The sequence below is a fragment of the Pseudofrankia inefficax genome, assembly GCF_000166135.1.
Lineage (GTDB): Bacteria > Actinomycetota > Actinomycetes > Frankiales > Frankiaceae > Pseudofrankia > Pseudofrankia inefficax.
The window spans coordinates 8,103,846-8,124,050 of sequence record NC_014666.1; the positions used below are offsets into that span (position 1 = coordinate 8,103,846).

Consider the following 20,205-nt stretch of genomic DNA (forward strand, 5'->3'; position numbering starts at 1 on the left):
CCCCTGGCGACCCTCGGTCGGTGTCTAGGCCGCAAGCCGGAATGAGGTCCCGGAACTGCTCGGGACCCAGGCCTCGGGGAGTGCCGTGGCCAGCGCCTGCTGGGCGCGCCAGCCGCTGCAGTGGCCGCTGGCGACGAGGTCGGGAGCCATGTCGGTCAGCGCGCTGACCGTCGGCGCGATGACCGGTTCGAAGGCGGTCCCGCTCAGGTGCAGGCCGCCAATCAGCGCATGCAGCCGGTCGACGCCGGTAAGCCGCAGTGCGTGTCGCGCGATGTTGACCACACCCGCGTGCCCACACCCGGTCAAGACCACGAGTCCTCTATCCCTGACCTGCACGACGAGGGCCTGATCGTCGAGAACGAGTGGGTCATGACGCCAGCCGGCGCCGTCCCAGGCCTGGTGCGCGCGGGGCATTCCCCGTTCGAAATCGGTCGTGCGGTCGATCTCGCCGGTGATCAGTACGCTGCCGTCGACCAGCAGCGACGGAGACCGTCGCTCGATCACCTCGAAGCCCTCCGACTCCAGCGCGCGCCTGCTCAGCGTCGGTAGCGGTGACGGGTCGAGGCCGGGGGGTGCCAGCCGGCGGCGGGTCCAGACCAGCGGGTGCACCGTCATCGGTAGGCCACGGACCCCCCGACGGCCCGCCAGGCCGGCAAGACCCCCCGCGTGATCGAAATGGCCATGGCTGAGCACGACGCCCTGCACGTCCCCGAGATCGATTCCGAGACGCTCGGCATTGCTCACCATGCCGTCCGGCGAAACACCGGTATCGAACAGCAGGGTGGTGACCGCGTCGCCGCGCCTGACCTGGACCAACGCGGAAAACCCGTGCTCGGCGCGCAGACCGACCGTCGTCAGGCCGTCCTCGAACTGGGGCGCCTCGACCAGGCCGGCCCCGATCGGCGCCCGCCTCACCCGGTCGTCGCTTGCCAGCAACGCGTCAAAGGTGTTGTCGACGAGCGTCGTGACGACTACCTCGTCCACCGGAACCAACGACACCGGGTCGAACGCCACACCGGCGACCGGCCGGGGAAAGGCCGCCCGCAAACCCGAGGCATCGTCGTCACACATACTCCGGACCCTAGGTCGCCGGGCTTTGGCCCGCAGATCTACCGCACCCACGCGGCGAGAACACCGTCGAAGTCGAGCCAACGGTCCGACCGAGCTCGGCGCCCGCCGCCGTCGATCTCCCACCACCCCGCCATCGACAGCGTGATCGTCGTTTCGGCCCTCCGGTGGCTGTCTCTCGGCTCGGATCGCGACCACTGGAGGGCCGCAACAGCGATCTACCCCACCGAACCGGCCAGCGCGCCGTCGCCCTGAGCCACCGCGCCAGTCCGGCGGGCGGTGGCAAGGATGGTCAGCTCCCTACATAGGGCCAGCTGGTGGTCCGACCGGACGGACCGGCGGCGTAGACGAGCGTCCCCCGCGGCGGCGCCTCGATGGTCACGTAGCCGCTGACCTCCGCTCGGGCGGCGAGCACGCCGGTGTCGAGCGCCGGTTCCTGGCCTCCGGCGACGATGGGCTCGTAGCGGGCTCCGTTCGGCCCGACCACGCTGAAATACAGCGGGTTGTAGACGAGACCGTCGCGCGCGGCGCGCACCGTGACCCGGAAGGTCAGGAACGACCCGCTGCTCGCCGTCACACCGGCGACCTGCGCGGCGGGGGCTGGGGTGTCGACCTCGATCGTGCCGGCCAGCTGGCCGTCCTGGCTGACGCCGACCGGCTGGCCGAACCGGGTGGCCTCCACGGCCGGAACGGCCGCGACCGGCTGACGGGCGACGGTCGGGGTCGCGCCGGCCAGGTCCCGATGCCGTGAGCCCGCTTTGTCGCCATGACCACCGATTGTGATCACAACTCCGACGGCGGTCACCAGCAGCAGGACGACCACCGCGGCCACCAGCCCGATCTCGCGGCTCCGGTCCGGCCACCTCAGCCGCTGGATCGCCCCGGGCGACCGGCGGGGACGCGACCTGCGGTGGCCGGCCGCCGCGGGCGTGGCGGTGCCGCCGACGGCCACGGGAGTGTCGGCGGCCGGCAGGCCCTTCGAGATCTTCGGCGGCCTGCCAGCCTTCGGCGGCTTGGCGGCTTTCGGGACCCGGTGAGCCTTCGGCTGCTTCGGAGCCTTCGCCAGCCGGGGCGGCGCCGCGTACCTGGCCGGAACCACCGACCGGGGCGGAACCACCGAACTGGACGAGACCACCGAACTGGGCGGAACCACCGAACTGGGCGGCAGCACAGGCTTGGGCGGCACCACACGCTCGGACGGGGCCACCGGAGACACCCCCGCCGCGGCCGGCGGCGCCTTTGTCACGGGCACCGCGGCCTCGAACGGAGCCCTGGTCACCGGCGACGACTCGGCCGCGGCGGGCGCCTTCGTGCCTTTCGCCGCTTTGGCCTGTGCCTTGGCGGCTGCCGCGGCGGCGGCGCGCGCCCGGCGCGCGCACGCCTCGCAGGGGCAGCCGGCCGACGCGGGTCGCCGGGCGGCCGGCGTCGGGACCCGGAGCGGGCCGCTCGCCGCGGGATCGGGCCTGACGGGACCGGGCATGTGACTCACCCTTCAGTCGCGGCCGGCGGGAGGCGGGGGCAGGACAGCGGCCGGGCGCTCGCGCGGATCAGATCGGTTCGGCGAGGACGATGAGGTTGTCCAGGTAGCTGTGGGTGGCGGTGTCGAATCCGCCGCCGCAGGTGATGAGCGCGAGCCGGTTCGCCCCGTCGGCCCGGAAGACGTCGGTGTCGGCCAGCGCCGCCTTGGCGACATGGCGGCGGGTCACGACTCGGTAGCGGTGGGCGCTGCCGGCGTCGTCCGTGACGGTGACGACGTCGCCGATCCTGATCAGATCGAGGCGGAAGAAGACGCCCTCCCGCCCGTCGTAGTCGACGTGGGCGGCGAGGACGACGGTGCCGCGGCCGGCGCCCGGCTCCGCTCCGGCGGCCCACCAGACGACGGTGGTGGCGTTGGCCGGCACCTCCAGCGCGCGGGTCTCCGGGTCGACGCCGGCTGGCACGACGGCGGCGTCGATGCCGGTCGTGGGCTCGCTCAGGCGGACCGGTGGGCGGATCGCGCCGGAGTCGAGGTCGGCGAGCCGACCGGGCCGGCTGGTCAGCAGGTCATCCGACGCCGCCCCCGCCGGGGCCACGCCTGGCCGGGTCGAGGCCGACGTGCCGGTCGCCTCTGCCGGGCCCTCGGCGGAGGCGACGAGCGTTCCGCTGTCGGGCGGTGGGGCCGTCGAGCGCCACCACAGCAGCCCGCCGCCGCCGAGGATGGCGGCGCCGAACGCGACACCGGCGATCGAGCGGCGCAGCAGCCTGCGGCGCCGGGTCCGGACCAGCCGGCTCCCGGGGTGCCGAAGCCAGTGGATCACGTCGTCCCGGGCTGGCCACGCCGGGCGAGCCAGACGCGCCGACGCCGCCATCCGACCAGGCCGGCCGCCGCCACGACGGCGACGCCGAGCAGCGCCGGGAGGACCGCCGGCGGCGTGGAGTGGTCCGCGACGAGCCCACTCGTTCCGGTGTTGACCCGGTCGGGCGTCGCGGTCGCGACCTGGTCTGCCAGCCAGGTGTAGGAGCCGGGGCGACCGATGAGGTACAGCACGCTGGCGGTGCTCGGGCGCACCGGGACGGTCTGCGCCTTGACCAGCGTCGTCGTGCCCGCCGTGTCGGTGACCGTCACCGTGTGTGAACCGGTCGTGGCGACCGTCGCCCGCTGGGAACTGTTGACCACCGACCCGGCTCCGGCCGCGCCGCCGAGAGGGGCGCCGTCGAGGCTGGCCCGGGCGTCGGCGACGTCGGCGACGTTGCGCACGATCACCCCGGCCGCGCCGGCCGCCAGGCCACTGGCCGCGTCGTCGTAGACGTGCGCCATCGGCTGGCCGGCCGCGTCGAGGCCGACCGCCACCGACAGCCGCGAGCCCGCCGCGATCGCGAACGAGCCCGACACGGCCGGCGCGGACGTGGGCGCGGCGCCGGCCGGACGGACCGCGAACTGGTGGACTCCGGCGGGAAGGCTGAGCGGGTCGGTGATCCGTTCCGGCGCGAAGCTCTTGATGACCTCTTTGCCGTCGACGGTCACGTCGGCGACGACGCCGGGCAGGCCGTGGACCAGCGTCACCGTTCCGGTCGCTGTCGTGGTGGCGGCCGGAGCCGCGGCAGCCGGCGACGCCAGCGCCGGGACCCCCACCGCCGCGCCGACGGCGACCGCCAGCAGAGCCATGGTCCGCCAACGGCGCGGCGCGGTCAGTCCTCTAGTCACGATGCGACCCCCACTAGCCAAACGGTTCCAGGCGCTTTGGACCCCAGTGCCCATAAACGTCGGGACTTCGGACCCTAACCGCTCAAGCCGGCATATGCGCCTTTTCCGTCAGCTAAGAGCACTAAACGTGCCATTGAGCGCACCGTGACCGCCCGGTCACGGTGATCGAGACTGTGGCCGAGCCAGGCGACACGGGGTCCACGGGTACCGCTGTGGGCGCGACACCCCGGCCGGGGCGTCAGGGCTGGGCGTCAGGGCTGGTAGGAGCCTGGCTCCCAGGCCTGGGTGGTGACGCCGAGGGTGTTCCAGGCGTTGATCGCCACGATCAGCGCGATCAGCGCCGCGACCTCGTCGGGGCTGAACTGCGCGGCCACCGCGTCGTAGGCCGCGGTCGGCACGTGGTCGACGGCCATCAGGGTGACCGCCTCGGTGAACGCGAGGGCGGCGCCCTCCCGCTCGGTGAAGAAGGGCGTCTCGGCCCAGACGGACAGCGCGTAGAGGCGCTGCTCGGTCTCACCGATCGCCCGGGCGTCCTTCGTGTGCATGTCGACGCAGTAGGCGCAGCCGTTGAGCTGCGAGGCCCGCACGCGGACCAGCTCACGCAGCCGCGGGTCGAGGCCGACCCGGTCCAGCTCCTTCGTCGCAGCGTGGTCGAGGTGCGAGACCGCACGGTAGAACGCGCCGGCGTGGCTCTCGAAGTCCAGGCGGACCGGGACCGAACGGGCGGGGGACGCGGGGGTCGGAGTCGTTGTCATGGCACCTACGCTAGGCCCGGATTAGCCCGCGAGTAAGGTCCATTTCTGTGCCAGAAATCTGGGCCACTTCGGGATTCGACCTGCATCTGGACCTGACCGGCCCACGGGTGCGGACGGCGCTGGAGGGCGCGCTGCGGGACGCCGTGCGGACCGGCCGCCTGGCCGCGGGGACGCGGCTGCCGTCGTCGCGCTCGCTGGCGCGGGATCTGGGGATAGCCCGCAACACGGTCGCCGAGGCCTACGGCCAGCTCGTCGGCGAGGGCTGGCTGGTCGCCCGGCAGGGCTCCGGCACCAGCGTCGCCGACCGCCCTGCCAAGCCCGGACCGGCCCGCGGACCGGGTCGCCGTGCCGGCGCTGAGACTGCGGTTGCTCCCGGTGACGCGCCACCCCGGTACAACCTGCGGGCCGGCTCGCCCGACCTCGCCTCGTTCCCGCGGGCCGGCTGGCTCGCGGCCTCCCGGCGGGCGCTGCTCGCCGCGCCGTCGGACGCCCTCGGCTACACCGACCCACGCGGGCGCCCGGAACTGCGCGCCGCGCTGGCCGAGTACCTCGCCCGTGCCCGCGGTGTCCGAGTGACCCCCGACCGGATCGTCGTCTGCTCCGGGTTCACCCAGGCTCTGGGCCTGCTCTGCCAGGTGCTGCGGACCCGCGGGGCGACCACCATCGCCACCGAGGCCTTCGGCCTGACCGGCATCGCCGACACGGTGGCCAGCCAGGGACTGCGCCCGCTCTTCCTGCCCGTCGACCCGCAGGGCGCCCGGGTCGGCGGCGCCACCGGCGCCGACGCCGTGCTGCTGACCCCCGCGCACCAGTTCCCGCTCGGCCAGCCCCTCTCCCCCGCGCGGCGCACCGAGGTGGTCCGCTGGGCCGCCGACACCGGCGGTCTGATCATCGAGGACGACTACGACGGCGAGTTCCGGTACGACCGCCAGCCGATCGGCGCCCTGCAGTCACTCGCTCCCGATCACGTCGTCTATGCCGGTACCGCGAGCAAGACCCTCGCGCCCGGACTGCGGCTGGCCTGGCTGGTCGCGCCAGCGCCGCTCGTCGCCGAACTCGCCGCGGCCAAGGCGGCGGCCGACCGGCAGTGCGGCGCGCTGGACCAGCTGACCCTGGCCGAGTTCCTCGCCTGCGGCGAGTACGACCGGCACGTCCGCCGCCGCCGGCTCGCCTACCGGCGCCGCCGTGACCGCCTCGTCGAGACGCTGCGCCGCGACGTCCCGCACCTGCGGGTCCGGGGGATCGCGGCCGGTCTGCACGCGGTGGTCGACCTGCCCGACGGCCAGACCGAGGGCGCGGCGGTGGCCCTGGCGGCGCGGCGCGGGCTCGCCGTCGAGGGCCTGGACGCCTACAACCTCGCGCGGCAGCCGCACCGGCCGGCGCTCGTCGTCGGCTACGCCACCCCGCCCGACCACGCCTTCACCGCCGCGCTCGCCCGGCTGTCCGCCCTGCTGGCCGAACCAGGCGAGTCCACCGCCGCCACCGCCCGCTGACCCCGAACCTTCGTTGCTGACAGGCCGCACTGGCTTGACCTGGGGTTGTACTGGAGGCTGCCCGTCCGCAATCGCCCTGCTGCGTTCCGCTTGTTCGGGTTAGGCGCGGTTGATGCCTGATCCGGGTAGCGTGATGAGACAGGTCCCCAGGGAGTGCGCTATGGATCTCATCGGCGGAGATCAGGGTGCTACGGGTGGCTCCGGACCGAACCCGCCGTGGCGGATCTTCATCAGCCACACCAGCGAGCTTGCCCGGCACCCTGCGCGCCTGCCGTTCGTCGTGGCCGCGAAAAGAGCCATTACGGACTCCGGTCATGTCGCGGTCGACATGTCCGGTTTCGAGCCCGAGGACAGCGATCCCGCCGAGATGTGTCGGCGCCGGGTCGGCGACTGCTCGATCTACCTCGGAATCATTGGATTCCGGTACGGCTCCCCCGTGCGCGGCCACGAGGCCGTCTCCTACACGGAGCTGGAGTTCGACACGGCGACCGCGCTCGGGCTGGAACGCCTGGTGTTCCTCCTCGACGAGAAACGCACCGTGGGAACGCACGAGTGGCTCGCCGACGTCAGCTACGGCGAACGCCAGCTGGCCTTCCGCACCCGGATCATGGATGACCTGGTCGCGACGTCGGTCGCGTCGCCCGAGGAACTCGAAGCAAAGATCATTCGCGCGCTCGTGGGCCTACAGGAGCGCCGGGCGCGGGCGGAACGCCGGGCGGCGGCCGCCGTCCTCGTCCACCCGCCCGCGCTGCCGTTGCGGTCACGGCGGCCCCTCGAGCACGTCGTGGAGCGGCCCGAGCTGACGGGGAGGCTGATCACGGCGCTCACCTCGGACGGCTCCGCGCCGGTCGCCGTCCGGGGCGGTGGCGGGTTCGGCAAGTCGACGCTGGCCACCGTCATCGCCGACCGGCCCGAGATCCTGGCCCGGTTTCCCGACGGGCACATCTGGATGGACATCGGCCCCGACCTGGCCGGCCCCCGGCTCGCCGCGAAGATCAACGAATGCGCGACCTGGCTCGGGGCGGTCGGGCCCGGGCCGGCGGACCCGCACCTGGCCGGCGTGCGGCTGGGCGACCTGCTCGGCGAGCGCCGGCTGCTGATCATCATCGACGACGTGTGGCGGGCGGAGCAGCTCCAGCCGTTCCGGGAGGGCGGGCGCAACTGCCGCCGGCTGGTCACCACCCGCGACCGGGCCGTCCTGCCGATGGACGCCGTGCTGGTCGACGTCGACGTCATGGCACCCGGCCAGGCGGTACGCCTGCTCACCGAGGCGGTTCCCGGGCTGGACGACGACCGGGCCGGGCCGCTCGCCCAGCGCTGCGGCTACTGGCCGGTGCTGCTGCGGCTGGTCGCCGGCCACCTGCACGGCATGCTGCTCGACGGCCGCCCGCTGGACGGGGCGCTCACGGAGGTCACCGACGGTCTGGACGAGGAGGGCCTGGCGGCGTTCGACGACAGCACCCGCCGCGAGCGGGCCGTCGCGGCGACCGTCGAGGCGAGCCTGCGGCTGCTCGGCGAGATGGACGCCTTCGGTGACGGGGCGCTCGAACGCTTCCAGGACCTGGCCGCGTTCCCGCGGGGCGCGACGATCCCGCGGGACCTGCTGGACGTGCTCTGGCGGCACACCGCCGGGTGGGGCCGGCTGCAGACCAGCCGGTTCTGCCTGCGGCTGACCGACCTGTCCCTGGTCCTCGCCGTGCCTGGGGAGGATGGCGGGCTGCGGCTGCACGACGTCATGCACGAGTACCTCCAGATGCAGCTCGGCCCGCGGCTGCCCGAGGTCCACGTCCGGCTGCTCGCCGCGCGGGCCCGTGACCTGCCCGTCGAGGACGGGCAGCCGGCCTGGTCCCAGCTGCCGGAACAGGAGCGGTACCTGTGGGAGCACCTGGCCGTGCACCTGGCCGAGGCCGGCGAGCGCGCCAGGCTCGTCGCGCTGGTGCAGGACCTGCGCTGGGTGGCGGCCAAGATCCGCCTGGTCGGGCCCGCCAGCGTGGAGGCGGACATGGCGCTGCTCGGGGCGCATCCGGTCGCGCTCGCGCTGGCCCGGCTCGTGCGGCAGACGGCGAACCTGCGGGACACCGGCGATGCGCCGCAGGCCGTCGTCGCGACGCTCGCCGCCTACGCCGCCGGCATCGAGGTGCTCGCGCCGGCCGCGCGCCGCGCGCTGCGTCGGCTGCCGGGCCAGGCGCTGCGGCCGATGGTGCCGCCGCTGCCCGACCAGCCCGACCCGGCGCTGCTGCGGACCCTGACCGGGCCGATCGGCCACATCACCGGACTGGCGGTGGCCGACGACGAGTCCTGGCTCGCCGCCGGCGGTGGCGCGGACGCGGGCGACGGCGAGGGCACCGTGGTGATCTGGCACCTGCCCACCGGGGGTGAACGGGTCCTGCGCGCCGGCCACAGCGGTCCCGTCTCGGCGCTCGCGGCCTCCCGGGACGGGTCCTGGCTGGCGTCGGCCGACCGGGACGGGACCGTGCGGATCTGGGACGTCGAGACCAGCCGGCTGCGGCACACGCTGACCGGTCACAGCGGCCGGGTCGCGATCCTGGTGGCGGCGCCGGACGGGTCCTGGCTCGCCTCGGGCGGGGCGGGCGACGGGACGGTCCGGATCTGGAACACGGCGGACGGCACGCTGCGCCACGTGCTGCCGAGCGCCGGCGCCTGGATCTCCGCGATGGCCGTCGGCCCGGACGGGCACTGGCTCGCCGTCGGTGCCGGCGACGGGTCGCTGCGGGTCTGGGATCCGGCGACCGGCGCCTGCTCGGCGTCGACGCAGGCACACGCCGGCTGGGTGTCGGAGCTGGCGGTCGAGCCGGGCGGGTCCTGGCTGGCGTCCGGCGGCGGTGACGGCACCGTGCGGCTATGGGCTCCCGCCGCGCTGCTCGCCGAGGGCTCCAGCCCGCCGGCCCCGCCCGCGCGGCCCAGTGGCGCCGGCGGTCCCGCCGGCCCGGCGACCCTGGTCGCGGCCCCGGACGGCTCGTGGCTGGCCTCCGGCGGCGGTGACGGCCGTGTGCGGCTCTGGGATCCGGTCCACGGCGTCGAGCGCCGGGTCCTGAGCGGGCACGCCGGCGACGTCACCGCGCTCGTCGTCGCGCCCGACGGCTCGTGGCTGGCCTCGGCCGCCGGGGACGGGACGATCCAGGTCGCCGACCCGCGGGCGGTCAGCGACCGTGTGCTGGTGCCCGGCCACGCCCGTCCGGCGCACGCGCTGGTGGCGGCACCGAACGGGTCGTGGCTCGCGTCCGCCGGGGGCGACGGGACGGTGCGCATGTGGGACCCGGCCGCGGTCGGGGCCGAACGGGCCGAGCCGGTCGGCCGGATCCGCGGGGTGACCGCGATCGAGTCAGCCGGGTCCGACGGCTGGCTGGCCGTCGGCTCCGGCGACGGGGTGATCCGGCTGTGGGACGCCCAGGCGGGAGCCGAACGCGCCGCGCTCACCGGGCACCCGGCCTCGGTCCGAGCCCTCGCCGCCCCGTCCGACGGGCGGTGGCTCGCCTCGCTGGACGACGACAACGTGGCGCGGGTCTGGGATCCGCGCGAGGGCGCGCACACCAGGCTCGCCTCGGCCGGTCTCACCACGCGGGTCTCGGCGTTGCTGGCCGACCCGCGCGGATCGTGGCTGGCCTCCGGTGGGCCGGACGCCGTCGTCCGGCTGTGGGACCCGGTCTCCGGCGCGGAACGCGCGGTGCTTCCCGGGCATGGCCAGGGCGTCCTGGCGCTGGCCGCGCCGGCCGACGGGTCCTGGCTCGCTTCGGCGGGCGGCGACGCGACCGTCCGCGTCTGGGACCCGGCCGAAGGGCAGGGCGCGTCACCGCTGCATGTCTTCGACGGTCACACCAGCCGCGTGCAGTGGCTGGCGGCGGCACCGAACGGGTCCTGGCTCGCCTCGGCCGGCATCGACGGGACCATCCGGATCTGGGACGTCGGCACGGGAACGCGCCGCCTGGTCCTCGGCGGCGACCTGCACGACGTCTGGGCCTTGGCCGCGGCGCCGGACGGGTCCTGGCTCGCCTCGGGCGGGGCGGACGCCTGCGTCCGGATCTGGGATCCGGTCGGCGGGGTCGAACGGCACGTGCTGACCGGTCACCGCGAGGGCGTCGTGGCGCTCGCGGTCTCGCCGGACGGCGCCTGGATCGCGTCGGTCAGCAGCCGGGACCGCACCGCCCGCATCTGGACTCCGGGCGGCACGGCGGCCACCATGATCCGGCTCGACGGTGCGCTGCAGTGCTGCCGGTGGACCGGCCCGACCCGGCTGGCCGTCGGCGGCGCTCGCGGGCTGTACCTGTTCGACCTCGCGGGCTGACCTCGTCGCGGACGCTCGTCGTCAGAACCCTCGCCGTCAGAACCCCAGGTCTCGGCGCGAGGTCAGGCCGGCGGTGCCAGTGGCCCGGGCTCGTCGGTCTCCCCGCGCAGCCGCCGCACCCGTTCGCGCGCCGCCGCCACGTCCGGCCGCCGCGCCGTCTGCGGCGACAGCCGCTCGACCATCTCCAGGTCGCGCAGCGCCGCCGCGATCGAGCCGCTCTCGGCGTGCAGGGTCCCACGCAGCGCCAGCGCCTCGATGTTGCCGAGCTCCAGGGCCAGCGCGCTGTTGAGCACGCCGATGGCCGCGTGCCGCTGGCCAGCCTGGGCAAGGGCCTTGGCGTGGTCGGTACGCAGGTCGATGTCGCCGGGCAGCCGCGCCGAGGCGGAGGCGAGCTCGTCGGCGGCGTTCGCGACCTGTCCGTGGCGCAGCAGCAGCCGGCCGAGCGAGGCGAGCACCCGGCCGCCGGCGGTCAGGTCGCCGAGCGCGTCGAAGGCCGCCGCCGCGGTGCGGTACCGCTCGGCGGCCTCGTCCGGCCGGTTGCGCCCGGCGGCGATGTGCGCCACCAGCGCCTCCACCTCGGCCCGGAAGCGGCCGTCGCCGGGGTCGGTACTGAAGCGGACCGCCTCGGTGGCGTACTGCTCGGCCAGCGCCAGGTCCCCGTCGGCCAGCGCGCTCTCGGCGGTACGCAGCAGCAGCGCGTTGCGGGACTGGGTCGGCTCCTCCTCGACGCCCGACCACGACCGCGTGCCCGCGCGGATCGGCTCGATCAGCCGGTCATGCAGCAGCTCGTACCAGCGGGAGCCGGCCCGGTCGTCGGCCTTCAGCAGGTGCAGCCGGGCCAGTTCCCGGGGGATCGAGTTGGTCATCCCCGCGGTCGAGCTGATCCCCTCGTAGACCGTGCTGCGGGTGCCCAGCTCGGTGATGAACTGGGCCCGCACCCACCGCCACAGCTCGGCCGTCGGCAGCCCGTGCTGCGCGGCCACCTCCGCGATCGCCCGCGCGCAGACGTTGCCGAGCATGCGGTCGATGTCCGCGTGGTCCAGCAGGTACTGGGACGAGATCAGCTCGACGTCCTCGGGCAGCGCGTCCCACAGGGCGGAGCAGACCATCTGCAGGTGGCTGGGCTCGACGGTGTCGGAGGCGACGGTCCGCCGCTCACCGAGCGTGTTGGTGAACGTGACCGCGCGCAGGTCCGCCACCAGCCGCTCGGCGACGCCTGGCGCGAAGGCACGGCCGGTACCGGCGAGCGGACCGGTCACGGCCGCGAGGGCGGCTTCGGGGCGCATCGACGCCATCGAGTACCGGCAGGCGCCGGACGGGACGATGTCCTGCTCGTAGGGCAGCAGGCGGGCGAGCGCGTCCTCCCGGATCGAGACGAGCAGCCGCAGCCGCGGCACCGCCGCCACCGCCTCCCGCAGGTCGGCGATGAAGTCCTCGCGGTAGCCGATCCGGTGCGGGAGGTCCGAGAACAGCTCCTCGAACTGGTCGATCGCGCCGTAGAGCGGCACCGGGTCACCGAACCGGTCCCGCTGGTCCTCCACACCGCGCAGGAACGCGGTGATCGACATGCCGGTCAGCTGAGCCGGCGACGTCGCCCGCGACCAGGTCGAGAGCAGCGAGTAGGTGTAGGGGTTGAGGTTCGGCATGCCGGCCGTCGGGAACGCGGTGCCCTGCGAGACGCGGCCGAGCGGCAGCACCTCGGCCGCCTCGCCGCCGAACCGGGGCAGGACCCCCGCCCGCAGCAACGACGTCTTGCCGACCCCGGACTGGCCGAACAGCACCACCAGCCGGTGGGACTCCCACAGCGCCCGGACGGTCTCGCTCTCCTGGTCGCGGCCATGGAACAGGTGCCGGTCACCGACGTCAAAGGAACGCAGGCCGAGATACGGGCGCCCCGCGGCCATCAGGCCCACCCCAGCCGGTCACCGAGGGCCGTGCAGAACTCGGCGAGGTCTCCCCAGAAGACCGCGATGTTCCATCGCTGAAAATAGCCCGCCAGATAGCGCTGCGCCTCGGCGACACGTTCCGGATCATCTTCGGGACCCGGTGGGGAGAGTTGCAGGACGGCGCGCCGCCGCGGCTCCATCGCGGCGACCGTCCGCAGCAGCCCGTGAAAAAGGAACCGGAACGTCCAGTCGTGGATGTCGTATCCGAGGAAGAGCAGCGGCCGGGTGGTGAGCGACGGGCGAAGCTGTGTCGGTATCAGCTGCCGGCCGTTGCCCCGGTCCGCCGCGAGGCCTAGCAGGAAGTCCAGGTGATCCTCTTCGGTGACGACCATCGAGCGCGGGTTACTGGCGTTTCCGTGCAGATGGTAGACGACCGGCTCGCGGGAGTTCGGGAAGCGCAGCAGTCCTTCTTCGGCGGCCCGGGATCCGACCGCCTCGGCGTTGAGATTCCAGGGGCAGATAGCAGAACGTGGATTCTTTCCCTGCCGGCGCAGCGCCTGCGCGAGGAATCCGTCGTAGTTCGTGGTCAGATACACCGGCAGCGGCAGCCGGGCGAGGAGCGCGTGTGGCTCGGTCTGCACCTCGAAATCCGGCGGCGGGACGGCCAGGATCTCGTCGGCGAGCTGTTGGCGCACGAACGCCGGCTCCCGCCGGTGGATCGAGTCGACCGCCGCGGCGCGTTCGCCGGCTCCGCCGGCCGGCGCGGGACCGGCCGTCCCCGGACCGGACGTGGCGGGCCCGAACGTAGCGGCGAGACCGTCGAGAAGACTCGGTGGCGCAGCATGAACCGGGCCGACCGGCCGCTCGCCGCGACCGTCGCGCGGCATCGCTCCAGCCCCGAGCAGCGGCGTGCACGCCCCGTTCTTGAGCTGGTCGACGAGCCGGCTCCAGTCCTTGTCGTCCACCCGTGGCCCCCGCCGATCCGGCCCGTGGCCAGTGCCTTTGGCCATGCCTGCCGCCGCCCGCGCCGCCTACGTCGACGACATGGCGGCCGAAGGCTCGTCGCATTTTTGTATACCCGACGGCGACCGCGGACAGAGGCGAATTCGACGAGCCCGCAGCCGTTCGTTTCTCGGTAACCCGGTGGTAGGACGAGCGGGCCGCGCCGGACGGGGTGTGCCGACGAGGTACCAGCTGCGCGGCCCTCCCGAGCGAATGCGGATCGACCGATGAATACGGAACGGCAAACGCTCCCGCGCGGGCCCGACCGGATGCGATGATGAGGACGGTGGCTCTTCGTCTCGGCGTGTGCCCACCGGGCATCGCGCCGGTTGTCGTTCGTCGCGGCAAAGCTCGGCGGCGGCCTGCGTCGATGTCGTGGAGGCTTGGCCAGCACCTTTGCAAGGGGGATACATGGCCGTCGTCGAGCCCCGGGACCTGCCGGTGCGCGCGGTTCCCGTAGTCTGGGGCAACGTTCCACAGCGGAACAAGAACTTCACCGGTCGGCAAACCCTGCTGGAAAAGCTGCGCGCGAACATGACCTCGGACGGCATGGCCCTGCTGCCGCATGCCCTGCAAGGGCTGGGCGGTGTGGGTAAGACGCAGCTGGCGGTCGAGTACGCGTATCGCTTCGCGCACGACTACCAGGTCGTGTGGTGGATTCCCGCGGACCAGGCCGCGCTGGCCCGGGCCGCGCTCGCGGCGCTCGCGACCCGGCTGGGCATCACGGGCGCGACCCGGATCGAGGACGCGGTGTCCGCGGTGCTGGACGCGCTGCGCCGGGGCGAGCCGTTCGGGCACTGGCTGCTGATCTTCGACAACGCGGACCAGCCGGAGACGATCCGCGAGCTGATGCCGCACGGCCCGGGGCATGTCCTGGTGACCTCCCGCAACCATCGCTGGCACAGCATGGTCGACACGGTCGAGGTCAACGTGTTCAGCCAGGCGGAGAGCCTGGAGTTCCTGACGCGGCGAGTGCCCGGCATCGACGAGGGCGACGCGAAGCGGCTCGCCGAGGAGCTCGGCGACCTGCCGCTGGCGTTGGAGCAGGCAGGTGCCCTGCAGGCCGAGACCGGCATGTCGGTGGACGACTACCTCGGCCTTCTCGCCAGAGCGACGACCGAGGTGCTGCAGGAGAATCCGCCGTCGGACTATCCAGTCCCCGTCGCCGCCGCCTGGAGCCTGTCGATGGCCCGGCTGCGCGACCAGATGCCGTTCGCGCTGGAGATCCTGCGCCGGTGCGCGTTCTTCGGGCCGGAGCCGATCTCCCGCGAGCTGCTCGTCCTCGGCCGCTACGTGCTCGACCCGCCACTACGGGACCTGGTGGCCGATCCGATCATGATGAGCCGGGCCACCCGGGAGCTGGGACGATACGCGCTCGCCCGGATCGACAACCACCGTCGCACCCTGCAGGTGCACCGACTGATCCAGCGCCTCATCCAGGACGAGTTGGACGACGACGTGGCGGCCGGCATCCGCAACGAGGTGCACGCGATGCTCGCCGCGGCCACTCCCGATGACGCCGACGCGGAAGAGCGCTGGCCCGACTTCGAGCTGGTGCTGCCGCACGTCGAACCATCCGGGGCGGTCGCCAGCCGCCGACCGGAGGTGCGCCGGCTGGTCAGCAACGTCGTTGGATACTTCTACAACGTCGGAGACACCCTGGGCAGTCTCTCCCTCGCGGACGAGGCGCTGGCTCAGTGGATCTACGACGACGGCAGCGCCGAGAGCCGGGCCGTCCTTGAGCTCAACCGCCGCAAGTCCGCCGGGCTATGGGCGCTCGGGCGTTACGCGGAAGCGTACGAGCTGCGCCGCACCACGCTCGACCTGATGCGGCGGGTGCTCGGCGAGGACGACGAGGAGACCCTGCGTATCACCAACGGGCACGGCGCCGATCTGCGCGCCAGGGGCGAGTTCGACACGGCGCGGTCGCTCGACGAGGACTCGTTGGCCCGTCATCGCCGGGTGTTCGGGGAGGACCACCCGGAGACCTTCCGCGCCTCGAACAACCTGGCCGTCGACCTGGAGCTGACCAGCGACTACCGGGCCGCCTACGAGGCGGACGAGAAGACCCGGCAGGACCGGCTCGACTTCTACGGCCGCGACGACAACATCCTCGTCATCTTCTCGATGAACGCGGTCGCCCGAGACCTGCGCCAGCTCGGCCGCTACCACCAGGCCCGGGACCTCGCCGAGCAGGCCTACCTGCTCTTCCAGGACGTCGTCGCGCGCAACGTGCTGCGCGAGAACCACGCGTGGGTGCTGCTGCAGGCCAAGGACCTCTCCGTCGCGCGCCGGATGGCCGGCGACTTCGCGGCGGCGCTGGAGCTCGCCCGAGACGTCCACGAGCGCTACGTCCGGGATTTCACCTCGACCCACCCGGACACGCTCGCGGCGGCGATCAACCTCGGCAACGCGCTGCGCCGGACCGGAGATCTCGACGGGGCAGCGGTACTGATCGAGCAGACGGTCGACGGCTACCGGCGCGCGCTCGGCGAAGGGCATCCGTTCACCCACGCCAGCATTCTCAATCTGGCGATCATCCAACGGCAGATCGCCAGCCGCACCGGCGACCTGGGCCGGGTCGAGGTGGCCAGGACCGCGCTCCAGTCCGCGATGGAGAGCCTCACCGCGACGGTCGGCCCGGACCATCACTACACACTGACCTGCGCCTCCAGTCTTGCCACCGCCCACGCCGACCTCGGCGAGGTCGAGGAGGCGCGAGCACTCGGCGAGCAGGTCCTGCCAATGCTGCGCGTCGTTCTCGGGGAGGACCACCCGCACACCCTGATGTGCGCGGCCAACCTCACCCTCGACCTACGCGCGCAGCAGCGCGACCACGAAGCCGACGAACTGCTCGCGGACACGCTGCTGCGCTACCGAGCGGTGCTGGGCGAGGATCATCCAGATGTTCTGGAGGTCGCGGACGGTGTCCGCGTCGACTTCGTGTTCGAGCCGTCGCCGCTGTGACTGCCCGCGCGCCCGCCGACCGACATCGCGGCCGAGGCCGGGGCCGCCGTTTGGGCGGCCATCCAGTCGGCGAGCTCGATCGGCGCCGCGACGGCGCCCTCCGCACGAAGGTGCGCGTGCAGAGCCATGAGCACCTCAGGTCGGCAAACCGGCGGATCGGCGTCACCACGCGCCCTGCGGCGCGAAAGGACGAGCCCAGCCCAATGGTCGATCCGTTGGGGCTCCGCCACGATCAGGTCGTGGTACAGCAGCGACGCGCCCGTCGTCTGCCCGGTGAGCAGGAGCAGGTCCGCGGGTGAGGCGGCGGGAAGCACCGGGCCCAGCCGGAATGGTTCCTCGAGAAACTGTTCGAAGCGCTCCGGCTCGCGCAGCCGCAGATAGCTCAGGCTGAGTCGACCGGGCGCGACGAACCTCGGAGCGGTGGGAGCAAGGTCATCCGGCGGGGTGGGGCCGATGGCGGCCACCGCGCCAGGGCCACCGCTTGAGGGGACGCCGCTTGAGGGGAGGCCGTCTGAGGGGACACCGCCCGCGCTGATGCTGCTCGCGGGCAGCGACGGACAGGGCTGCCCGGCCCGCCAGGCCGCGCCGAGCGCGGCCACGAACGCGGCGCGGGGGCGGACGTTGCGCAGCCGCCACGTGATCCGGTGCTCAGCACTGGCCAGATCCGCCAGGGCCACGACATCCTCGGGCACGTCGCCACCGGCGATCGCCGCAAGCCCCCGCCGCATGCCGCCCACGAAGCGCTCACCCAGACCCGTGAGCACCCCCGAGCTCAGCAGGGTGGCCATCACCCCGGGGAGCTCGGCCCGCCATCGTGCGTACTCGAACTGAGCCAGCCGGCCGCCGGCCCCCCGGACCGTCGACCGATGGTCGTTCCAGAAGTCGGTGAGCGCCAGGAACGCGAAGGCTCCCTGGGTCAGGCCCGGCACCGGTCGAGGGTCACGGCGCCAGGGCGAGTAGTGGACCGCCCGCCTGTCCGGCTCGAAAAGCGGCACCAGGCCGAGGAGCGCCGACAGCCGGCTGTGGGCGAGCTCGTGGATGAGCGACGCGGCGAGGGCCAGTCCGCTGTGCGGGAGAGTGAGGGAGACGGCTCCGAACGCGTCCGCGGACGAGGCGCTCAGTACCTCGGCGTCGTTTGGTGCACGCAGCGGGATGAGCGACGCGAGGGCAGACGCGATCATCGAGGCGCGGCCGCGATGGTGCGTCACGAGCAGTTCCCAGGCCTCATCGAGCCGGCGACGCCACACAGCCAGCTCGCCGTCGTCGAGCCGGGGCGCCGGCGGGACGTGGTTGAACGAGCGGAACGGGTCGATGTCGTCGAGGTCGACGACCAGACGGCAGCCGTCGACCTCACTGACCAGAGTCCTCAGCGGCAGCCAGGCCGGACCGCCCGGACCGCCCGCGGCGCCGGCCTCCGCGACCACCGCCAGCGCCCGGTGGACAACTCCGGTGCCGGTGCCCGCCCGGTCTCCGGGACGGGCGTCGAGCTCAAGCTCGAACCGCGCCAGGACCTCCGGCGTCCCGCTGTGCGCCAGCACCGACAGTGTGGCCCGGCGCGGGCCGGCCCGCCGCTCGTCGGGCGGCCGATCCCCAGGCGTCTGTCTCCCGGAGCCCTGTCCGACCGGTGGCTGTTCGATCGGTGGGAAGGTGACGCGGATCCGGACCCAGCCGGACAGTCCCGGGACCGTCGCCAGCCCCAGCGTCGGAAATGCCAGCGCACCGTCCAGGGCGTGCGCGACGACGTCGCACTCGCGGCCGAGGAGCAGGGCCGCTGCGGCCGACAAGGTGCCGAAACAGCCCAGCTGCGCGGCCAGGGTGCCGGAGCCAAGGCCGGCCCGACGCCGCGGCGCTTCCGGCCGGTTCGTCTCTGGGCCATGCCCGAACAGCAGTCGCAGGCAGCCCATCCCCCAGGCACCGATCTGCGGGTGCAGCAGCAGCCGGTCCACCTCGGCTCGATCCGCCCGGTGCGACGCCCGCAGCTGCGCCAACGACGCGTCGAGCTCTGCGAGCCCGGCCAGGTCAGGGCGGCGTTCCGCGGCGGCGCCGGCGAGCGCCTGGATGAGCAGCATGCGCCGGCTGAGCTGCCCGGCTCGCAGCGTGGCGAGGTCTCCGTGGCCGGCGGCGATGGCGTCGAACTCGTCAACGGCGAGGCGATGCCTGGTCAGGCCCGGGTGGCCGCTCGGGCGCGACTCGGCCGCGGACGCCTGCCCCGCGGGGTCGCCGGCAGGTTCGGTCGGCCCAGGGTCAGTAGTCAGCACTGGGGCGCCCTCCGCAGGCCGGTGAGATCCGCACGCACACGAGCCTCGATATGCCGAACCAGGCGGAAGAGGTCCGGGCAGTAGACGGACGGGTTTCTGAAGCCCGAACCCACCCGATAGCGATGCGGATAGTAGCCACCGCCGCAGATGCGACCGACGGAGCACGCCTGGCAGCTCTCACAGAGCGCCTCGGCACCGATCTGCCGGGCGATGATGGACGTCAAGCCGAGCGCGTCGTCGAAACTGTGGTTGAAGATGTCGAGCCCGGTGGCGGCGGCCCGGTCATAGGCGGACTTCAGTGTGTCCACCTGCTCCACCGCGCCGTCCGTTTCCACCACCACCAGCCCAACCGGTGAAAGCCCAATGGCCTCCAGCCGGCTGGCGCCGCCGAGCACGAGCTGAATTATTTCCGCGAAAAGCCGGATGTTGGTCTCCTGTCGCGGCGCCGAATACCAGCGGTCGAACAGGGGAATCAACCACTCCGCATAGGGAGTGCTCTCGTTGGGAGTTCGCCCGGCGGGCGGAGTGTTCCAGTTACCATGCGGGAGCAGGACATCGACGGCCGGCGGCGCCCAGGCGAGGAACTCGTCGTACAGCGCAAGAGGGTCGGTGTCGAGGTCGACGACAGCCAGCAGACCCGCGAAGATGCGCCGGTAAGGCGCGGACGTCAGGAGCTCCAAGGCCTCGCGCACCCGCGGGTAGCTGCGACGGCCGTCCGCGAACCGGCGATGCCGGTCGTGGGCGCCGGACGGGCCGTCCAGGCTCACGCAGACCGCGATGTCCCGCTCAACGAGCAGGTCCAGCAACCCGGCTCGCAGGGCGACACCGTTGGTCTGCGTGACGATCCGCACCCGGACTGGCGGGGGAATCTGTCGGCGCAGCTCGTCAGCCAGCCAGCCGACGAAGTCCGCTCCGGCCAGCAGCGGTTCACCGCCGTGCAGCACGATCTCGACCTGCGACAGGCCATGGGTGCGGGTGTGCTCGGCAATGCGCCGGATGGCCTGCTCCGCCGTGCGGCGGCTCATTCGGGGCGGTTGTCGGCGCCACCCGCTGTCCGCCGCCGAGTAGACGTAGCAATAGTCGCACGCCAGGTTGCACCGGCTGTGGATCTTGAGAATGAACTGACGGAACGGTCGGGCCCGCCAGCCACGCTCACGCAGCGCAGCCACGTCGAGAAGATCGCGCGGCCATTCTGGCGGGCTGGCCGGGGTCTGCGCGGGGCCGGCCACAGCGGGATCAGTGTGGTCGGGCGGGCTCGTCGTGAGCGGCACGATCTGCACGGTCGTGGT

General features: G+C 73.3%; 12 protein-coding genes. 3 read left to right on the forward strand and 9 right to left on the reverse strand.

What is annotated here, in order from left to right; all coding sequences use genetic code 11:
• Positions 1-24: 24 nt before the first annotated feature.
• From FRAEUI1C_RS32930 to FRAEUI1C_RS32955, 5 genes are all read right to left on the reverse strand, one after another.
• Positions 25-1,266: an MBL fold metallo-hydrolase gene (locus FRAEUI1C_RS32930; RefSeq protein WP_232425205.1), complete on the reverse strand. Its 1,242-nt coding sequence runs from the start codon at positions 1,264-1,266 to the stop codon at positions 25-27.
• A gap of 94 nt (positions 1,267-1,360) precedes the next feature.
• Complete coding sequence (locus tag FRAEUI1C_RS36895) at positions 1,361-2,548, reverse strand: hypothetical protein (protein WP_013427711.1); 1,188 nt, start codon at positions 2,546-2,548, stop codon at positions 1,361-1,363.
• A gap of 67 nt (positions 2,549-2,615) precedes the next feature.
• A complete protein-coding gene (locus FRAEUI1C_RS36900) occupies positions 2,616-3,365 on the reverse strand; it encodes a class F sortase (RefSeq protein WP_013427712.1) in 750 nt (249 codons plus the stop codon).
• Positions 3,362-4,252: a DUF4397 domain-containing protein gene (locus FRAEUI1C_RS36905; protein WP_157735130.1), complete on the reverse strand. Its 891-nt coding sequence runs from the start codon at positions 4,250-4,252 to the stop codon at positions 3,362-3,364. The genes FRAEUI1C_RS36900 and FRAEUI1C_RS36905 overlap by 4 nt, the downstream gene beginning before the upstream one ends.
• Positions 4,253-4,503: 251 nt before the next feature.
• Positions 4,504-5,007, reverse strand: a complete 504-nt coding sequence (locus FRAEUI1C_RS32955; protein ID WP_013427714.1) for a carboxymuconolactone decarboxylase family protein — start codon at positions 5,005-5,007, stop codon at positions 4,504-4,506.
• 47 nt (positions 5,008-5,054) lie between these two features.
• Between FRAEUI1C_RS32955 and pdxR the strand changes: the two genes are divergently transcribed.
• Positions 5,055-6,500 (forward strand): MocR-like pyridoxine biosynthesis transcription factor PdxR, encoded by a 1,446-nt coding sequence (gene pdxR / locus FRAEUI1C_RS32960; RefSeq protein WP_013427715.1) that lies wholly within the window; start codon positions 5,055-5,057, stop codon positions 6,498-6,500.
• A gap of 160 nt (positions 6,501-6,660) precedes the next feature.
• Positions 6,661-10,803, forward strand: a complete 4,143-nt coding sequence (locus FRAEUI1C_RS36910) for a DUF4062 domain-containing protein (RefSeq protein WP_013427716.1) — start codon at positions 6,661-6,663, stop codon at positions 10,801-10,803.
• Between the two features lie 62 nt (positions 10,804-10,865).
• Here FRAEUI1C_RS36910 and FRAEUI1C_RS32970 read toward each other — a convergent pair whose 3' ends face one another.
• Both FRAEUI1C_RS32970 and FRAEUI1C_RS32975 read right to left on the reverse strand, forming a co-directional pair.
• Positions 10,866-12,707, reverse strand: a complete 1,842-nt coding sequence (locus FRAEUI1C_RS32970) for an nSTAND1 domain-containing NTPase (RefSeq protein WP_013427717.1) — start codon at positions 12,705-12,707, stop codon at positions 10,866-10,868.
• Complete coding sequence (locus FRAEUI1C_RS32975) at positions 12,707-13,654, reverse strand: SIR2 family NAD-dependent protein deacylase (protein WP_013427718.1); 948 nt, start codon at positions 13,652-13,654, stop codon at positions 12,707-12,709. The genes FRAEUI1C_RS32970 and FRAEUI1C_RS32975 overlap by 1 nt, the downstream gene beginning before the upstream one ends.
• A 448-nt stretch (positions 13,655-14,102) precedes the next feature.
• Between FRAEUI1C_RS32975 and fxsT the strand changes: the two genes are divergently transcribed.
• Positions 14,103-16,658: an FxSxx-COOH system tetratricopeptide repeat protein gene (fxsT, locus tag FRAEUI1C_RS32980; RefSeq protein ID WP_013427719.1), complete on the forward strand. Its 2,556-nt coding sequence runs from the start codon at positions 14,103-14,105 to the stop codon at positions 16,656-16,658.
• Here the strand turns inward: fxsT and FRAEUI1C_RS32985 are convergent.
• Both FRAEUI1C_RS32985 and FRAEUI1C_RS32990 read right to left on the reverse strand, forming a co-directional pair.
• Entirely contained in the window at positions 16,589-18,916 is a 2,328-nt protein-coding gene (locus FRAEUI1C_RS32985; protein WP_013427720.1) for an HEXXH motif domain-containing protein, read from the reverse strand. The genes fxsT and FRAEUI1C_RS32985 overlap by 70 nt on opposite strands.
• Positions 18,910-20,196 carry an FxsB family cyclophane-forming radical SAM/SPASM peptide maturase gene (locus FRAEUI1C_RS32990; protein WP_013427721.1) on the reverse strand — a complete coding sequence of 429 codons (1,287 nt, stop codon included), beginning with the start codon at positions 20,194-20,196 and terminating at the stop codon, positions 18,910-18,912. Before FRAEUI1C_RS32990 ends, FRAEUI1C_RS32985 begins: the two co-directional genes overlap by 7 nt.
• Between the last annotated feature and the right edge of the window lie 9 nt (positions 20,197-20,205).